14 protein-coding genes are annotated in these 15215 nt (G+C 48.4%); 3 read left to right on the top strand and 11 right to left on the bottom strand.

The features are described 5' to 3' along the window. The first annotated feature begins 130 nt into the window (after window positions 1–130). A complete protein-coding gene (locus ACFOET_RS16305; RefSeq protein WP_379024594.1) occupies window positions 131–832 on the top strand; it encodes a YjjG family noncanonical pyrimidine nucleotidase in 702 nt (233 codons plus the stop codon). Between the two features lie 26 nt (window positions 833–858). On the opposite strand, the gene ACFOET_RS16300 is transcribed toward ACFOET_RS16305, so the two are convergent. Both ACFOET_RS16300 and ACFOET_RS16295 read right to left on the bottom strand, forming a co-directional pair. Continuing rightward, window positions 859–3357 (bottom strand): TonB-dependent receptor domain-containing protein, encoded by a 2499-nt coding sequence (locus tag ACFOET_RS16300; RefSeq protein WP_379024592.1) that lies wholly within the window; start codon window positions 3355–3357, stop codon window positions 859–861. 152 nt (window positions 3358–3509) lie between these two features. Beyond that, window positions 3510–3791: an ATP-dependent Clp protease adaptor ClpS gene (locus tag ACFOET_RS16295; RefSeq protein ID WP_379024590.1), complete on the bottom strand. Its 282-nt coding sequence runs from the start codon at window positions 3789–3791 to the stop codon at window positions 3510–3512. 70 nt (window positions 3792–3861) lie between these two features. Here ACFOET_RS16295 and ACFOET_RS16290 point away from each other — a divergent pair, with 70 nt between their 5' ends. Next, the gene (locus ACFOET_RS16290) at window positions 3862–4908 is read left to right on the top strand and encodes a 3-oxoacyl-ACP synthase III family protein (protein WP_379024588.1); all 1047 of its coding nucleotides are present in this window, start codon (window positions 3862–3864) and stop codon (window positions 4906–4908) included. Window positions 4909–4917: 9 nt separating this feature from the next. On the opposite strand, the gene ACFOET_RS16285 is transcribed toward ACFOET_RS16290, so the two are convergent. The 9 genes from ACFOET_RS16285 to dapF form a co-directional block, all read right to left on the bottom strand. Next, window positions 4918–6858: a polysaccharide biosynthesis protein gene (locus tag ACFOET_RS16285; RefSeq protein WP_379024586.1), complete on the bottom strand. Its 1941-nt coding sequence runs from the start codon at window positions 6856–6858 to the stop codon at window positions 4918–4920. 298 nt (window positions 6859–7156) lie between these two features. Then, entirely contained in the window at window positions 7157–8041 is an 885-nt protein-coding gene (atpG, locus tag ACFOET_RS16280; RefSeq protein WP_379024584.1) for an ATP synthase F1 subunit gamma, read from the bottom strand. A gap of 60 nt (window positions 8042–8101) precedes the next feature. Then, window positions 8102–9676 (bottom strand): F0F1 ATP synthase subunit alpha, encoded by a 1575-nt coding sequence (atpA, locus tag ACFOET_RS16275; protein ID WP_379024582.1) that lies wholly within the window; start codon window positions 9674–9676, stop codon window positions 8102–8104. A gap of 71 nt (window positions 9677–9747) precedes the next feature. Next, complete coding sequence (gene atpH / locus ACFOET_RS16270) at window positions 9748–10296, bottom strand: ATP synthase F1 subunit delta (RefSeq protein ID WP_379024580.1); 549 nt, start codon at window positions 10294–10296, stop codon at window positions 9748–9750. Window positions 10297–10323: 27 nt separating this feature from the next. Next, window positions 10324–10824, bottom strand: coding sequence for a F0F1 ATP synthase subunit B (gene atpF, locus ACFOET_RS16265; RefSeq protein ID WP_379024578.1), 501 nt, complete (start codon window positions 10822–10824; stop codon window positions 10324–10326). Window positions 10825–10910: 86 nt separating this feature from the next. Continuing rightward, window positions 10911–11126 carry an ATP synthase F0 subunit C gene (gene atpE, locus ACFOET_RS16260; RefSeq protein WP_379024576.1) on the bottom strand — a complete coding sequence of 72 codons (216 nt, stop codon included), beginning with the start codon at window positions 11124–11126 and terminating at the stop codon, window positions 10911–10913. A 48-nt stretch (window positions 11127–11174) separates the two neighbouring features. After that, window positions 11175–12260 carry a F0F1 ATP synthase subunit A gene (gene atpB, locus ACFOET_RS16255; RefSeq protein WP_379024574.1) on the bottom strand — a complete coding sequence of 362 codons (1086 nt, stop codon included), beginning with the start codon at window positions 12258–12260 and terminating at the stop codon, window positions 11175–11177. A gap of 14 nt (window positions 12261–12274) precedes the next feature. Beyond that, a complete protein-coding gene (locus tag ACFOET_RS16250) occupies window positions 12275–12664 on the bottom strand; it encodes a hypothetical protein (protein ID WP_379024572.1) in 390 nt (129 codons plus the stop codon). A 1-nt stretch (window position 12665) separates the two neighbouring features. Further along, window positions 12666–13454 carry a diaminopimelate epimerase gene (gene dapF, locus ACFOET_RS16245; protein WP_379024570.1) on the bottom strand — a complete coding sequence of 263 codons (789 nt, stop codon included), beginning with the start codon at window positions 13452–13454 and terminating at the stop codon, window positions 12666–12668. Between the two features lie 154 nt (window positions 13455–13608). Here dapF and ACFOET_RS16240 point away from each other — a divergent pair, with 154 nt between their 5' ends. After that, a complete protein-coding gene (locus ACFOET_RS16240) occupies window positions 13609–15180 on the top strand; it encodes a Do family serine endopeptidase (RefSeq protein WP_379024568.1) in 1572 nt (523 codons plus the stop codon). The last annotated feature ends 35 nt before the right edge of the window (window positions 15181–15215 follow it).

Raw genomic sequence — 15215 nt, 5'->3', positions numbered from 1 at the left:
AATGAATCGACGGATAATCCGACGGACAATTTGACTAAGACATGAGAATGTCACATATCGCATGCAGACGTGCTGCAATATTTAAACTATGCTAATAGTTCAAGCGGCCTGAAATCCGTACCTTTGCCCCATGAGCAAAAAGAACAAAAAAGATATCTTCTTTGATCTTGACCATACCATCTGGGATTTCGAAAAAAATGCCGAAGAAACACTGCTAGAACTGTTTGACACCTACCGATTCAGTTCGTTCGGGTTTGGATCCGCTGAATCGTTTATCGAAACCTATAATCGCAACAATCACCGCCTGTGGGCCCTGTATCATCATGGAAAAATTACTAAATCGGAACTTCGCGACGCCCGGTTCGCCGATACGTTCAGTGAGCTGGGCGTGGACCCGACGTTATTTCCCAAATCGTTCGAGGCCGACTATCTTCGTTTGTGCCCCCAAAAGACGTGCCTTTTCCCCTATGCACACGAAACGCTCAGCTATTTACAGGAAAAATATACGCTTCACCTGATCTCAAACGGTTTCGGTGATGCTGCAGAAATCAAGGTAACAAAATGCGGTTTGAGAAAGTACTTTTCCACCATTGTGATTTCAGAATCGGTCGGAGTCCACAAACCTCATCCCCGTATTTTTCATTATGCCGTAGCTAACGCAAAAACGTCGATATCCGACAGCGTGATGGTTGGCGATAGCTTAGATGCAGACATCCGCGGCGCGCAAAATGTCGGCATGGACGCTATTTACTTCAACCCCAAGCACCAGGAAGTACCGTCAGACGTGCGGCAGAGCATCGGCGCGCTGCGTGAACTTACAGCGCTGCTTTAAAAGCTCGTTCCGCCGGGCTGCACGTGCTAAAACTGCTGTTCCCCGCCGAAACTTTCCGTTTCCTTGTCCCGCTTCCGCTCTTCACGCTTAATCTGCTGGTTTCCGAAGCGGTAGTTAAACGTAAGCATAAATGTCCGCCGCATCCATCGGTGTTCGAAATAGCGGTGAACGCCATTGCTGGTGGTGAATCCGCCAAACCGGCGCTGGTTCAATAGATCCCGGGCATTGAACATGATACTCCCCTTGCGGTTTAAAACATCCATCCGCAATCCTGCATCGATGACGAAATTCTCGATTCCTTTTCCCTGTGCCATTATCCTCGGAGCCTGATACTCAAGTCGGGTTTGCAGCGACAGCTGCGGAGTGAACCGGTAGTTCGTGGTAGCATTAGCATTCCAGCTAAAACCTGAATTCGGTGAAATGCCCATATCTTGATCGCCTATCAAAACCTCTCCGCCGCTGAACCAGGTATGGAAAGCGTTCACGTTGGTCATGACATCCCATTTCTTGGTTATGTCGATCTTGGAAATCAATTCAAAGCCTGTGTTCTCGCTTTTGCCCAGATTCTGCCACTGCATCAACGTTACACCGGTTGTCTCATTTACCGCCGAAATGATCGGCTGGGTGACGTCCCGGACGATGCGCTGATACGCCGAAGCGGTCAGCAACACCGCGGTCCAGGTTTTGGTGTATCCGAGCTCAAATGAATGTATGTCTTCCGGCATCAGGTTTGGATTCCCCTGCCTGTGGTTCATGTTGTCCGATATATCGATAAACGGATTTACCTGCCACCCGCGCGGCCGGCTTACACGCCGGGTATAACTCAACTGCAATTGGTTTTGGTTTCCAAACTCCTGTGTCAGGAATACACTGGGATAGATCCGGAAATAGTCCAGCCTCCCCGGCACGGTCCGCTCTTCATCGGACAAACCCGGCGTGAGCAATCCTAGTCGGGTATCCAGGTAAGCCTGTTCGGCGCGAAGCCCCACCTGATACCCCAGTTTCTCGGTCAACTTGTTTTGATAATTTCCATACAGCGCATGCACACTGCTGGTCATGTCAAAATCGTTGCTCACCCGATAATCCGGCAGCAGGCCCACGGTAGAATCTACCTCCGAGTATTGGTGCTCCAGCCCTCTTCTGACGATGGTCCGATAACCGGCTTCGAATTTGTGATTGCCCTTATCGCCAAAAGGCCGGACATAGTCCAGTTGAATGTTGATGTTGTGTCCCGTCTCTTCGGTATCATTGATCCGTTCGCGCTCATATAAGCCACTTGGTGGTTGTGTATAGTCCTGATTAAACCGGTTGACGCCGTTTTCCGTATCGTAACCATAAGTCAGGTTTGCCGTTAACTCTTCACCGTCCCGCCGAAAGCCCTGCCTGAAATCGAAGAAGACCTCGCCACCGAAATCGTCCTCGTTTTGTCGCGATAGGCGTGTACTGTTCCCAGCAAATTGGGGATGATTGATGTACCGGTAGAAGATATCCTCATCGCGTTCATTGCCCCGGACGCTGATATTCCCACCGAAAGCAAGAAACGTTTTATCGCTCACGTAATAGTCGAGCCCAAGTTGGACGTTGTGGTTAAGTCCAAGTCGACCACTCTCCGATCGGTTATTGATCATGCTGGCGGTCCGGATGAACTCTGTGTCGTTGATTCCATCACCCACCATGTTTCTTCTATTGAAGGTATATCCCAAGTAATAGTTAGCTTTAGTATCGCGAAAGTTCAAGTTCATTCCTGCCATATAGTTGTTGTATGAGCCTCCAGAAACATTCGCTGTGCCATTGAAGCCTACCAGGGTGTTCCGTTTCAACACAATGTTGATAATACCCGATTGTCCTTCCGCATCGTATTTTGAGGATGGATTGGTCACCACCTCGACGCGGTCAACTGAATTGGCCGGCAAAGACTGTAGGAATTGGGCAACGTCGCTCCCTGCCAGTGCAGATTCGCGTCCATTGATCAATATACGGACACTGCTGGACCCTCTCAGGCTCACCGTGCCGTCCATATCCACTTGTAACGAAGGCACATTGGTCAGCAAATCGGCCGCAGTCCCCCCAACGCTCAGCGTACTTTGTGCCACGTTGAAGATTTTCCGGTCTATTCCCATCTCCATCGCTGGCCTCGTTCCTTCAACCACCACTTCGTCGAGCAGTTCCCCCGAGGGGATAAACGATAACTTACCCAAGTCGACATGTTGACCGGCCCTCACAACGACCTGTTCCCTCAAAAGGTCCTCGTATCCCACAAATGTGACCCGGATGGCATATACGCCGGCTGGAACGTCCGTAAACCGAATTTGTCCATCGTCCTGCGTTTGCATTCCGCTTACATAAGTCTTTGATTCCTGCTGCAACAGGGCAGCACTCGCGAACCCAACAGGTTCCTTGGACACGTTGTCGACTATCGTAGCTGATATCGAGCCGTTTCCTCCTTGTCCGATAACCGCCAAGGGCAACGCCCAAATCATCCATAGCACCAATATGCCAATCAATGTTCCACGCATAAAATCCATCTGCCTGTTCGTTTTTAAAAATAGTATCTGACTAAAGCGCCGCAAAGATTATGCTTTTATTACACTTGTGGAACTTAGGTAACCGCAATATTACAGCCGGGAAGCTGCGTCGCGGACAATGTTACGTTTGCACGACCAAAAAAAAGATGCTACTATTCTATGCTTACCGTCAATCCCTCCGATTTCAGGATTTTCCGGTAAATGTCCACTTCCGTATAGCTACCCTCCAACACCGCACATTTGCCGTCGGTATGCACCTTCCAGGCAATCTTTTCGGCTTCATCTGAGGTATATTGCAGATGCTTAATCAGGCAGTTGATTACATGGTCGAAGGTATTGGTGTCATCATTCCAGAGAATCAGCCGGTGGTTTGCTGAAGCAGCAGCCAACACCTCGTCAAGCGTATACGTCTCTTCCTGTGTCTCGACTGTCATGGATACAAAGTTACGCCTTTTTATAAAATTTCCGTACAATTGTATCAGTAAACCTATAAAATTGAAACGTATGTACCGATCAAGGATAGCTGGGATAGGATATTACGTCCCAAAAAATGTGTATACAAATCATGATCTGACCCGTTTTATGGAGACCAGTGATGAGTGGATAAAAGAACGCACAGGGATACGGGAACGCCGATTTGCAGACCGCCATTCCGAAACCACAACAACGATGGCCATGGAAGCTGCCCACATCGCGATCGACCGTGCCGGTACTACCGCACGTGACATTGACTTCATCATATTTGCCACCCTGAGTCCGGACTATTACTTCCCAGGTTGCGGCGTGCTGCTCCAACGTGAAATGGGCATGCGCGAAATCGGCGCACTTGATATCCGAAACCAATGTTCGAGATTTGTATATGCATTGTCAGTAGCCGACCAATTCATAAAAACCGGTATGTATAAAAACATCCTGGTGGTTGGCAGTGAAAAACACTCCTTCGCTATGGATTTTGAAACCCGTAGCCGCAACGTTTCCGTCATTTTCGGTGATGGTGCAGGCGCCGTGGTGCTCCAGCCCACCGATGATGCCGGCAAAGGAATTTTAAGTACCCACCTCCACAGCGACGGGACCGAGGCTGAGTTGCTGGCCATGTACTATCCGGGCGCTCATGCCAATAAATGGGTGGATGAAAAACCACCGTTTCCAGATCAGGAACTAGGTGGCCTGTTCCTCACCACAGAACAACTTGAAAGTGGGGCCACCCTCCCCTATATGGACGGGCAGGCTGTTTTCAAAAAAGCCGTCGTGAAGTTCCCCGAGGTGATCAAAGAAGCATTGGCCGCCAACGACCTGTCGGAAAACGACATCGACCTACTCATTCCCCATCAGGCCAACTTGCGCATCAGCCAATATGTGCAAAAGTTATTGGGACTCTCAGACAATCAAGTATTCAACAACATTCAGAAGTATGGAAACACCACCGCGGCCTCGATCCCCATTGCGTTAGGTGAGGCTTGGGAAACGGGGAAAATCAACGCCGGTGATTTGGTATGCCTTGCCGCGTTCGGCTCAGGGTTTACTTGGGCAAGCGCACTGATTAGGTGGTGATATTGGCGATCATCCCACCGAGTCCAACGCTTCGAAAGGTGAATTTTTGCTAACGAACTCTGGCACAATTTCCTTCATCTTCCGGACCACGCCACTGCTGTTCTTCCGTTCATTTAACGCAAGCAGCTCGTAGATGGTACGCTTAGCTCGTTCGTAATCCATTGGATTGACCCGCGCGATGTGGATTTTATCATGATGGGTAGGCACAACCTTTTCCCCATCGCTCAATAGCTCTTCGTACAATTTTTCTCCTGCGCGCAGGCCGGTATAAACAATCTCAACATCCCTGTCGGGTTTCAAGCCGGCCAGTTGGATCATTTTCCTCGCAAGGTCGACGATCTTTACCGGTTTGCCCATATCAAACACGTAAATCTCCCCTCCTTTCCCCATGGTTCCGGCCTCCAACACCAATTGTACAGCCTCAGGAATGGTCATAAAATAACGCGTGATATCCGGATGGGTTACGGTCAATGGTCCCCCTCTTTCAATCTGTACACGGAAACGCGGAATCACCGAACCATTTGATCCCAATACATTGCCGAACCGGGTAGTTATAAAACGTGTTCCTTTAACCATTTTACTCGTCTCCGGCGTCGCGCCTACCAGCTGAATGGATTGCTGCCCGTCAAGGCTCTGCGTATAGATCTCAGCGATACGTTTGGAAGCTCCCATTACATTGGTTGGATTTACCGCCTTATCGGTAGAAATCATCACAAATTTCTTCACGCCAAAGAGGACAGACAAATCTGCTATATTCTTTGTCCCACCCACATTTGTACTCACGGCCTCTCCAGGGTTCTTTTCCATCATAGGCACGTGCTTATACGCAGCCGCATGATAAACCAGCTCAGGCCGATAGTCATTGAATATCTGATGCATCCGTTCTACGTTACGGATATCAGCTATTGCTACCACGACATTGCTCGACGGATACTTCTCTTCGATCTCCAATTGGATTTCATGCATGGGAGATTCAGCCTGGTCACAAAGTATAAGCATCTGCGGCTCATACCGCAATACCTGACGGACAATCTCCGAACCGATAGAACCGGCAGCACCTGTGATGAGAATGCGCTTGCCGCATAAGTCGTCGCAGATTCGGTCGTTATTGATTTTAATGGGCGCCCGTTGCAATAAATCTTCGATACGTAGGTTCTTTATTTGCTGTAAACGTAGCCTGCCAGACACCCACTCCGACGCTGGGGGGACCGTTAGCACCTTGATTCCCAATCGAAGACAGCGCTCCACAATCACTTTTTTGTCCCTGCTGCCCAAGTGATCTTTTACGAAAATCATCTGGTCTATCGAATAACGATCCTTCAACGCCGGGAGATCTTTCACATGATAAACACGCTTCCGCTCGATATAGCTGTTAAGTTTGCTCCTGTTCGTATCGATAAAACCGATAATGATAAATTTGGATTCTGTACTGTTCTCAAGCGCCTGCTTAGCCATGATAGCATTTTGGTCCGATCCATAAATCAGTACCCGCACGGTGTCTACGTCCCGCACTTTCCGCATCAATATAAAATAGATGCTTTTGACCGTAATGCGAAGCATGATCAAAAAGGAGGTGGCGATAAAAAAGTTGATCAACATCACCAGTCCAAGTTGGCCATCCCGAATATTCAAAAGCGGTCCAAGAATTAGATAGGTTACCATCATGTAGGTTACCGAAGTAATCAACATGGCGGAGAATATCTTCAGCATATCCCGCGTGTCCGAATACCGGATCAATCCGGTATGGATTCGCATCAGGAAAAACACGGGTAATGCAATCCCGCTGTACATCGCTGTATAAATCAGAAAGTGCCCTCGGATAATGTCGTGGAAGTTGAACTGTTTGGCAATAAAATAGGACAGCGTAAAAGACCAAGTCAGTATCAGCAAATCCAACAACAGTATTGCCCAACGAGGCACGGTCTTAAAGCGAAGTATTAGTTCTTTCATGTAAGCTAGATATCGTAGCCACCCCCACCCTTCGTTTCACGAAACGAAACAAATAATCTCTTTGCTACAGCATGTGCACAATAATGATGAATTATTGATAAAAACGCCCTTCTAAATAGTCGCTTTTTTTAACTCAATAACCTTGCCAAAGCGAATGATCGCTTTGTGAAGGAAGTAACACAAAGGTAGGCGAATTGTTTACAAGACTATGTACCTGTGTACAGGTATTTAAAGCCCCACCGAAACAAAAAAAGGGCATGTGCCCTATCTGTATGTTTTGCCATAGCCAAACACAGCGCTATCCTGCGGAAAGTGCCGCTGCGCCGCTTACAATCTCCGTAAGCTCTGTAGTGATCGCTGCCTGCCTCGCCTGGTTGTAAGACAATTTAAGCGATTTTAGCAATTCACCGGCATTGTCTGTGGCCTTGTCCATCGCGGTCATCCGTGCTCCATGTTCAGAAGCATGCGAATCCAATACGGCTTTAAATAGCTGTACCTTGATCACTTTAGGAATTAACTCTTCGACGATTCGCTCTTTTGACGGCTCAATGATGTAGTCGGTCTCCACTTTTGGCTGTTCCGTTTCCATTGTTGGTGGCAGCAACGGCAGCAGTTGCTCAGTGGTCAGGATCTGAACAGCCGCATTCTTAAAGCGATTGTACACCACTTCTACCCGGTCATATTCGCCTTTGGCAAATCCACTCATGATCGCATCGGCGATTTTAGATGTATTCTCAAAATTAAGCGCCATGAATAGCTCATTATTGTCGCCTATCACCCGGTAACCCCGTTTCATATAGTAATCCTGCGCCCGTTTACCTATCGCCATCACGCTCACGTTTCCGGCTTGCAGCTGCGCTGCATACTTGCTCGCTATAAGCTGATTGGCGGTCTTTATGGCGTTGGTATTGAATGCCCCGGCCAACCCCCTGTTGGAGGCAATAACAACGACCAGTACATTGTTAGGCTTACGATCAACCGTATATGGAGAAGTACCCCCCTCTACACTGGCAGAAACATTGGCGAGTATCTCCCGCAGCTTCTCCGCGTACGGACGCAGCTGGACGATCGCATTGGTCGCCCGCTTAAGCTTAGCCGCAGAGACCATTTTCATGGCCTTGGTGATCTGCTGGGTAGAGGAAACCGACGATATACGGTTCCGTACTTCCTTTAAGTTTGCCATTTCTTAGACCTTAGATTTGATGAGAAATCAGATACACAATATGAGATAACCTCACCTATATTAATACTTATCCGCCAACTCCCTGGCCACTTTGTCCAATACACCGGTAAGTTCGTCGTTGAACTTGCCTTCTTTCAGCGCTTTCAGCACTTCAGGGTGGCGTAATTCCAACTGGTGTAGGTACTCGGTTTCAAACTCCTTCACTTTGTCTACCGGAACACTGCGGAACAATCCTTTGGTACCCGCATAGATAATGGCTACTTGCTTCTCGACGGGTACAGGCGAAAACTGCCCCTGTTTCAAAATCTCCACGTTACGAATCCCTTTATCCAGCACTGCTTTTGTAGCCGCATCGAGGTCTGATCCGAATTTTGAAAATGCCTCTAATTCACGGTATTGGGCTTGGTCCAGTTTCAGCGTGCCGGCTACCTTCTTCATCGATTTAATCTGCGCGTTGCCACCCACACGGGATACGGAGATACCGACGTTGATGGCTGGCCGCACACCCGCATTGAACAGGTTCGATTCCAGAAATATCTGTCCATCCGTAATGGAAATCACGTTAGTAGGGATGTACGCAGATACGTCACCCGCTTGCGTTTCAATGATCGGAAGTGCTGTCAACGAACCGCCACCTTTAACAAGCCCTTTGATGGATTCAGGTAAATCATTCATGTTTTGGGCTATGGAATCAGAAGCATTGATTTTGGCAGCACGCTCCAACAGGCGGCTGTGCAGGTAAAACACGTCACCCGGATACGCCTCACGACCCGGTGGACGACGGAGCAGCAACGATACCTCGCGATAGGCAACCGCCTGTTTGGAAAGGTCGTCATAAATAATCAACGCCGGGCGCCCGGTATCTCTGAAAAATTCACCGATTGCAGCACCCGCCATCGGCGCATAGAACTGCATCGGCGCCGGATCAGCAGCGGAAGCCGCTACGACTACGGTATAGGGCATCGCTCCGCTTTCCTCCAACGTGCGCACAATATTGGCCACTGTTGAATTTTTCTGTCCAATGGCCACATAAATACAGAATACCGGTTCACCAGCATCGTAAAACTCCTTCTGGTTGATGATGGTGTCGACACAAACCGCGGTCTTTCCGGTTTGGCGGTCGCCGATTACCAATTCCCGCTGGCCGCGACCGATCGGAATCATCGCGTCAATCGCTTTGATACCAGTCTGCAACGGTTCGTTTACCGGCTGGCGATAGATCACTCCCGGTGCTTTGCGTTCGATAGGCATTTCATAGGTTGCGCCCAAAATGGGCCCCTTCCCGTCGATGGGTTGCCCCAGCGTATTCACAACACGTCCCAGCATGCCTTCGCCCACTTTAATCGACGCAATGCGCCGTGTACGTTTGATCGTGTCACCTTCCTTGATTTCATCCGATGGGCCCAGCAAAACCACACCCACGTTGTCCTCTTCGAGGTTTAGTACGATGCCTTGCAAACCATTTTCGAACTCAACCAACTCGCCGGACTGTACCTTAGTCAATCCATATATCCGGGCAATCCCGTCGCCAATTTGCAACACGGTGCCCACTTCTTCAAGTTCAGCTTCTGATTTGAAGCCAGACAACTGTTCTCTTAAAATTGCCGATACTTCATCGGGTCTTACCTCTATCATGTTATCTCTATTAGGGGTTTTTTACTTTCTTACAATATTATCCGGCTATTCGTAAATGTACTATGTAGCACTTAATTTACCGCCTGCATTCCGAAATGGCGTTCCAGTTTCCTAAGCTTGCCTGCGATACTTGCATCAATCTGCTTATCTCCCACATTAACCACAAATCCGCCGATCAACGACGAATCAACACGATTTTTCAGCACCACCTCTGCATTGATTTCACTCGCGATCACGTTTCTGAGCGCTTCCAAGTTTTCCGCTGAAAGCGCCACGGCCGATACGACCGTTGCATATACAATTCCCTTAACTTCATTGTATTCGCGAAGAAATTCCTTTGCGGTGGGATACAGAATACCGGCGCGTCCCTTCCGCACCATAATATGGAAAAAAGCCGTGATGGAAGGGTGAATCTTTTTCTCAAACAGCGCATCCAGGATACTGCTTTTTTTTTCCTGTTTCATAATGGGATTTTTCAGCACAGCCTGCAGTTCTTTATTGGCACGAAGTACCGCCACAAACTGTTCCATATCCTGCTTTACCGTTTCCAGATTCCCCTGCTCCTCGGCCAAATCGATGAGTGACTTGGCGTATCGCGATGCAACTTTAAATTCTGACATATCGTTATGCGGTTAGCTCCAAGCCAGTTAGTTCAATTCGACGTCTTTCAGCAGGTCGGCCACCAAGGTCTGCTGTTTCCGTTCATCCTCAAATTCTTTTTGAAGAACTTTGCGGGCAATTTCCAGTGAAAGGGACGACACCTGTCCTTTGACTTCGGCCAATGCCCGCTTCTTTTGGTCGTCTATTTCCTTGCGGGCCTGTTCGATCAATTTGGCTCCTTCGGTTTGGGCGAGCACCTTCGCGTCGGCCACGATCTGGTCCTTGAGATTTTTCGCCTCCTTGAGGATGACATCGCGCTCGGCACGAGCAGCTTTCAGCAACTGCTCATTTTCATTCGTGAGGCGTGCCATTTCTTCCTTTGCCTTTTCAGCGGAGGTCAGCGCGCTCTCAATGGACTGCTCACGCTCGCCGATAGCCTGCATGATTGGCTTCCAAGCAAATTTCCATAACAGCAGCAACAACAGCAAAAACGCAACCGATGTCCAAAATACCAATCCGATGCTCGGATTACCAATATCAAAATTCATATATAGATTAAAATTTGATTCCGTTTAAATGAAGGCCGGACACAGGACCAACCGTCAGGTGTCCAGCCTTTGTATCCAGTTGCCGCTTATGCAGGGTTATTACCCAACAAAGCTACCACGATTGCAAACAGGGCAGCACCTTCAACAAGCGCTGCCGCAATGATCATCGCGGTCTGAATCTTTGAAGCAGCTTCAGGCTGACGTGCGATACCTTCCATCGCTTTCCCACCAATCTGACCGATACCAAGTCCGGCACCGATCACTGCTAATCCGGCACCAATTGCCGCAATTGAACCTACCATAACAATTTGAATTTAATGTATATATTATAACTATAAGGGTATTCAACATTAATGATGTTCCTCCACTGCCATTCCGATAAACAGGGCGGTGAGCAGCGTGAAGATAAATGCCTGCAACGCGGCGACCAACAGTTCCAAGATATTCATGAATAGCACGAATACCAGTGAAATGGGAGCAACTGCCAGCGATTTGAACACAAATATCAGCGAAATCAGGCTAAGAATAATAATGTGCCCTGCAGTAATATTGGCAAACAGACGCACCATCAGCGCAAAAGGCCGTGATATCACGCCGATCAATTCCACCGGAATCATAATAGGGTACAACCACCAAGGTACATTCGGCGCCAAAATGTGCTTCCAGTAATATTTATTGCCACTGAAGTTGACGACCAGTAACACAATCAGCGCCAATACAAAAGTGACAGCAATGTTTCCCGTTACGTTTGCTGCGCCCGGAAAAAAAGGCACCAAACCCATCAGGTTATTGATCCAGATGAAAAAGAATATAGTCAGCAACAACGGCATGAACCGAGCGTACTTATGTCCGATATTTGGTCGGGCAATATCATCCCGTACAAACAGAATAATGGGTTCCAAAAGTGACTGAAGCCCTTTCGGCGCTTTACCCTCGCGCTTTTTATAAGCCCGCGCTACGGACGTGAATATCAATAGAAGAATGATCACCGATAAAAACATCGACGCCACATTCTTGGTAATGGAAAAATCCCAAACCCTTTTGGAGGCTTCTTCATCCACTTCACCTAGGGCATTCACCGCCATGATTTTCTTTTTATCTACCAAGCGGTACGTATAATACTTACCTTGGTGGTCATGCTCGCCGTGGTGAAACACAGAAGAAAGGAAAAACTCCAGGCCCTTGTCAGTATATAGAATTACAGGAAGCGGAATAGATGTGTGCCCCCATAAGTGCCAGTCATGCGCATCACTGATGTGCTCCATGATGACTCCGGTAGGCTCAAATTCTTCTTCGGCGTGTGCTCCATGCCCACCTTCGGCTACGGGATTAACAGCATCAATATCGGCAGCTTGCGTAACGGAAAAGGTCATTAAAACGGCGAAAATTGCTATGAAGCTGATTTTTTTTGAATCGAAAAAGTGCCTAAAATCCATCTATTCCCAATTTTTTACTTCTCATTTTGGTCGCGCAAGTTACGTAACAAACATATAACTTCAAAGATCGTGAATAAGAAATATAGCGAAAAAAAATTAAATGCTGTAATCAACTTATATTCAGGGAATTTTAGGATCAGAACCGCTACTACCATTAAACTGGCAAACAATTTGACAAAAAGCCCCCCCATCAAGCTGTAAATGGATATTTCTCCTCCCTTGCGAATACCAAGATCGCTTAATACGTAGGCAACCAGTGTTAGCACATATACCGCAACAAAGAGCAACCAAAAATAAGGGGCGAGCACCATCTTTGCACCGGCCAATAACTGGACCGCAATAGCGGCGCATGCGACCAGGGCTGCAAACACATGGTAAAAGATCAGAAAACGTGCAAGTTTCATCTTACCAAGATAGCTCACCTTTAAAGACAAACTCAGCCGGCCCCTCCAAAAAGACATTCGTAAAGCGGCGTCCCTGCTTCTCGAATCGGATCATAAGATTTCCTCCCTCCACCCGGATAGGCGTTTCGAACGCACCATCCGTGCCGTTCCGCCAGGCCATAGCCAGCGCCACAGCCGTAGCGCCTGTACCGCAGGCTAAGGTTTCGTCCTCCACCCCGCGTTCGTAAGTGCGCACACGATATCCATCGCCATCAGCCTCCACAAAATTCACATTGACTCCATTGCTGCGGTACGTATCGCTGTACCGTACGCTGCGCCCTTCTTCAACCACCGGGAAGTTTTCAAGGTTCGCTACCAAGCGCACATAGTGGGGGGATCCGGTATCCAGCAAATAGGCGTCACCATCCTGAGCGATTTGCTGAACATCGATCATCTGCAGGCTGATCCAATCTACGTTGTCATGCATCCGGGCGTGATGAACGCCATCGGCTGCCAGAAAGTCAGTTTTCGTGGCGATGATTCCGATGTCCTGCGCAAAGGCAACAATGCACCTTCCGCCGTTGCCGCACATGCTCCCTTCGCGCCCGTCTGCATTAAAATATATCATTTCAAAATCGTACCCTTCCGCATGCTGAAGAAGCATTAATCCATCAGCTCCGATGCCAAACCTTCTATGGCAGAGGCGGCGTATTAAGGATTCATTGTCCCGATCAAACAACTTTTTCCGGTTGTCGATGATTATGAAATCATTGCCAGCACCCTGATATTTATAAAAGACGCGCGTTTCCATACTTGGCCCAAAGGTAATCATATGAAACGTACCCTTTAACATTATTTAACAGAAAACTGCTGCCACTAATTTGCTTGGGAGTATGAAATGGTATTACATTTGAACAAGGATAGTCAACAGCAGAATTTTTCGACTTATAACGAATGGAATAACCATGAAAAAACTAGGATTAACTTTATTAACCGCACTCATTGGAGGCTTGATCGCTGTAGGCGGTTATAAACTGTTTGAAAACAAACAGGAAAGTAAGATGTCTTTTGAAGAACGGCAACAGTTGCATTATGCAAACAACCCCATACCTTCCGTTGTGTCGTCTACCGGGAATCCGGACTTCACGCAAGCGGCAGCTATGGTAGCGCCGGCGGTGGTAAACATTACCACCACCTACCCGGGGCGCGCCAGAGGCTACGGTGGAACCCCGTTCGACCTTTTTGAAGAATTTTTCGGGATGCCTCGCCAGCGGCAGCCGCGTTCTGCGCCGCCAGCCCAAGCTTCAGGTTCTGGGGTGATCATTTCGGAAGACGGCTATATTGTCACTAATAACCACGTGGTGGAAGATGCCACGAAAATTGAAGTAAAACTAACGGACAAGCGCGTGGTGGAAGCAAAAATCATCGGCCGCGATCCCAACACCGACCTCGCATTGATCAAAATCAACGAAAAGGGGCTTCCCTTCGTCCGGTTCGGAGATTCTGATGATGTGCGCATCGGCGAGTGGGTATTAGCAGTAGGCTATCCGCTTGGACTGGAATCGACCGTTACCGCAGGTATTGTGAGTGCAACCGGCCGCTCAACTGGTATCATTGCGCGTGAATTGCAGCAACGGCAATACCAGCAACAAGGGTACCAATCAGACGACCAGCCAATGCTCAACACAGCTGTGGAGTCATTCATTCAAACCGATGCTGTTATTAATAAAGGTAACAGCGGTGGGCCACTGGTCAACGCAAATGGCGAGCTGATCGGTATCAACTCCAACATTATGACCCCTACCGGTACATATGCGGGATATGGGTTCGCTATTCCCGTCAATATCGTCAAGAAAATCGCTGACGACTTTATCAAATTCGGCACGGTGAAACGAGGATTGATCGGCATCAGTTTCCAAGAACTTGACCCCATTGTTGCCAAGGAATTCGAAACAAAGGAAACTTCCGGGCTATACGTCGTGGAAACTGTACCGGGTGGTGCAGCCGAAGAAGCTGGGCTGAAAAAGGGTGATGTGATCACCAAGCTCGACGGGCGGACCATCCAATCTTCTTCTGATCTTCAGGAACGCATATACCGCTTGCGGCCGGGCGACAAGGTCAAACTGTCCTATAAACGCGACGGTAAAGAACGGGACGTTACGGTCACCTTGAAAGAGGACACCCGCTCAACGGAAAGCAGCGAGAATAGGGAAAGCGAAGCCAAGCGAAGCGCTGCTGAGATCTACAATAGATTAGGCGCAGGTTTTGTACCGGCCACCGATGCAAAGAAAAAAGAGCTCGGTATCTCTTCCGGTGTGACAGTCACACAAGTACATCAGGGTGGACTATTTGACTACTATAACGTACAACGTGGGCTAGTAATCACACACGTCAACGGCAAACCTGTAAATAGTAATGACGACGTTGAGGCTGCACTTGCCGATTCGCAACGCGGCATAATCCGCCTCGTGGGTGTACCCCAGCGCGGTACCCGGGTTGAGTTGAACATCCCTTTTGAATACGAGCAACGTCGATAATAAAATACATTAAAAAATCCCGGCGTCCGCCGGGA

The organism is Parapedobacter deserti (assembly GCF_042646065.1).
Taxonomy (GTDB): Bacteria; Bacteroidota; Bacteroidia; order Sphingobacteriales; family Sphingobacteriaceae; genus Parapedobacter; species Parapedobacter deserti.
Note: the sequence above shows the minus strand (reverse complement) of the source record. Positions and strands in the feature narration are given on the sequence as shown.

Bases quoted from the DNA above. Each gene is read 5' to 3' on its own strand.
- ACFOET_RS16305 (WP_379024594.1), top strand. From the start codon at position 131: ATGAGCAAAAAGAACAAAAAAGATATCTTCTTTGATCTTGACCATACC.
- ACFOET_RS16300 (WP_379024592.1), bottom strand. From the start codon at position 3,357: ATGGATTTTATGCGTGGAACATTGATTGGCATATTGGTGCTATGGATG.
- ACFOET_RS16295 (WP_379024590.1), bottom strand. From the start codon at position 3,791: ATGACAGTCGAGACACAGGAAGAGACGTATACGCTTGACGAGGTGTTG.
- ACFOET_RS16290 (WP_379024588.1), top strand. From the start codon at position 3,862: ATGTACCGATCAAGGATAGCTGGGATAGGATATTACGTCCCAAAAAAT.
- ACFOET_RS16285 (WP_379024586.1), bottom strand. From the start codon at position 6,858: ATGAAAGAACTAATACTTCGCTTTAAGACCGTGCCTCGTTGGGCAATA.
- atpG (WP_379024584.1), bottom strand. From the start codon at position 8,041: ATGGCAAACTTAAAGGAAGTACGGAACCGTATATCGTCGGTTTCCTCT.
- atpA (WP_379024582.1), bottom strand. From the start codon at position 9,676: ATGATAGAGGTAAGACCCGATGAAGTATCGGCAATTTTAAGAGAACAG.
- atpH (WP_379024580.1), bottom strand. From the start codon at position 10,296: ATGTCAGAATTTAAAGTTGCATCGCGATACGCCAAGTCACTCATCGAT.
- atpF (WP_379024578.1), bottom strand. From the start codon at position 10,824: ATGAATTTTGATATTGGTAATCCGAGCATCGGATTGGTATTTTGGACA.
- atpE (WP_379024576.1), bottom strand. From the start codon at position 11,126: ATGGTAGGTTCAATTGCGGCAATTGGTGCCGGATTAGCAGTGATCGGT.
- atpB (WP_379024574.1), bottom strand. From the start codon at position 12,260: ATGGATTTTAGGCACTTTTTCGATTCAAAAAAAATCAGCTTCATAGCA.
- ACFOET_RS16250 (WP_379024572.1), bottom strand. From the start codon at position 12,664: ATGAAACTTGCACGTTTTCTGATCTTTTACCATGTGTTTGCAGCCCTG.
- dapF (WP_379024570.1), bottom strand. From the start codon at position 13,454: ATGGAAACGCGCGTCTTTTATAAATATCAGGGTGCTGGCAATGATTTC.
- ACFOET_RS16240 (WP_379024568.1), top strand. From the start codon at position 13,609: ATGAAAAAACTAGGATTAACTTTATTAACCGCACTCATTGGAGGCTTG.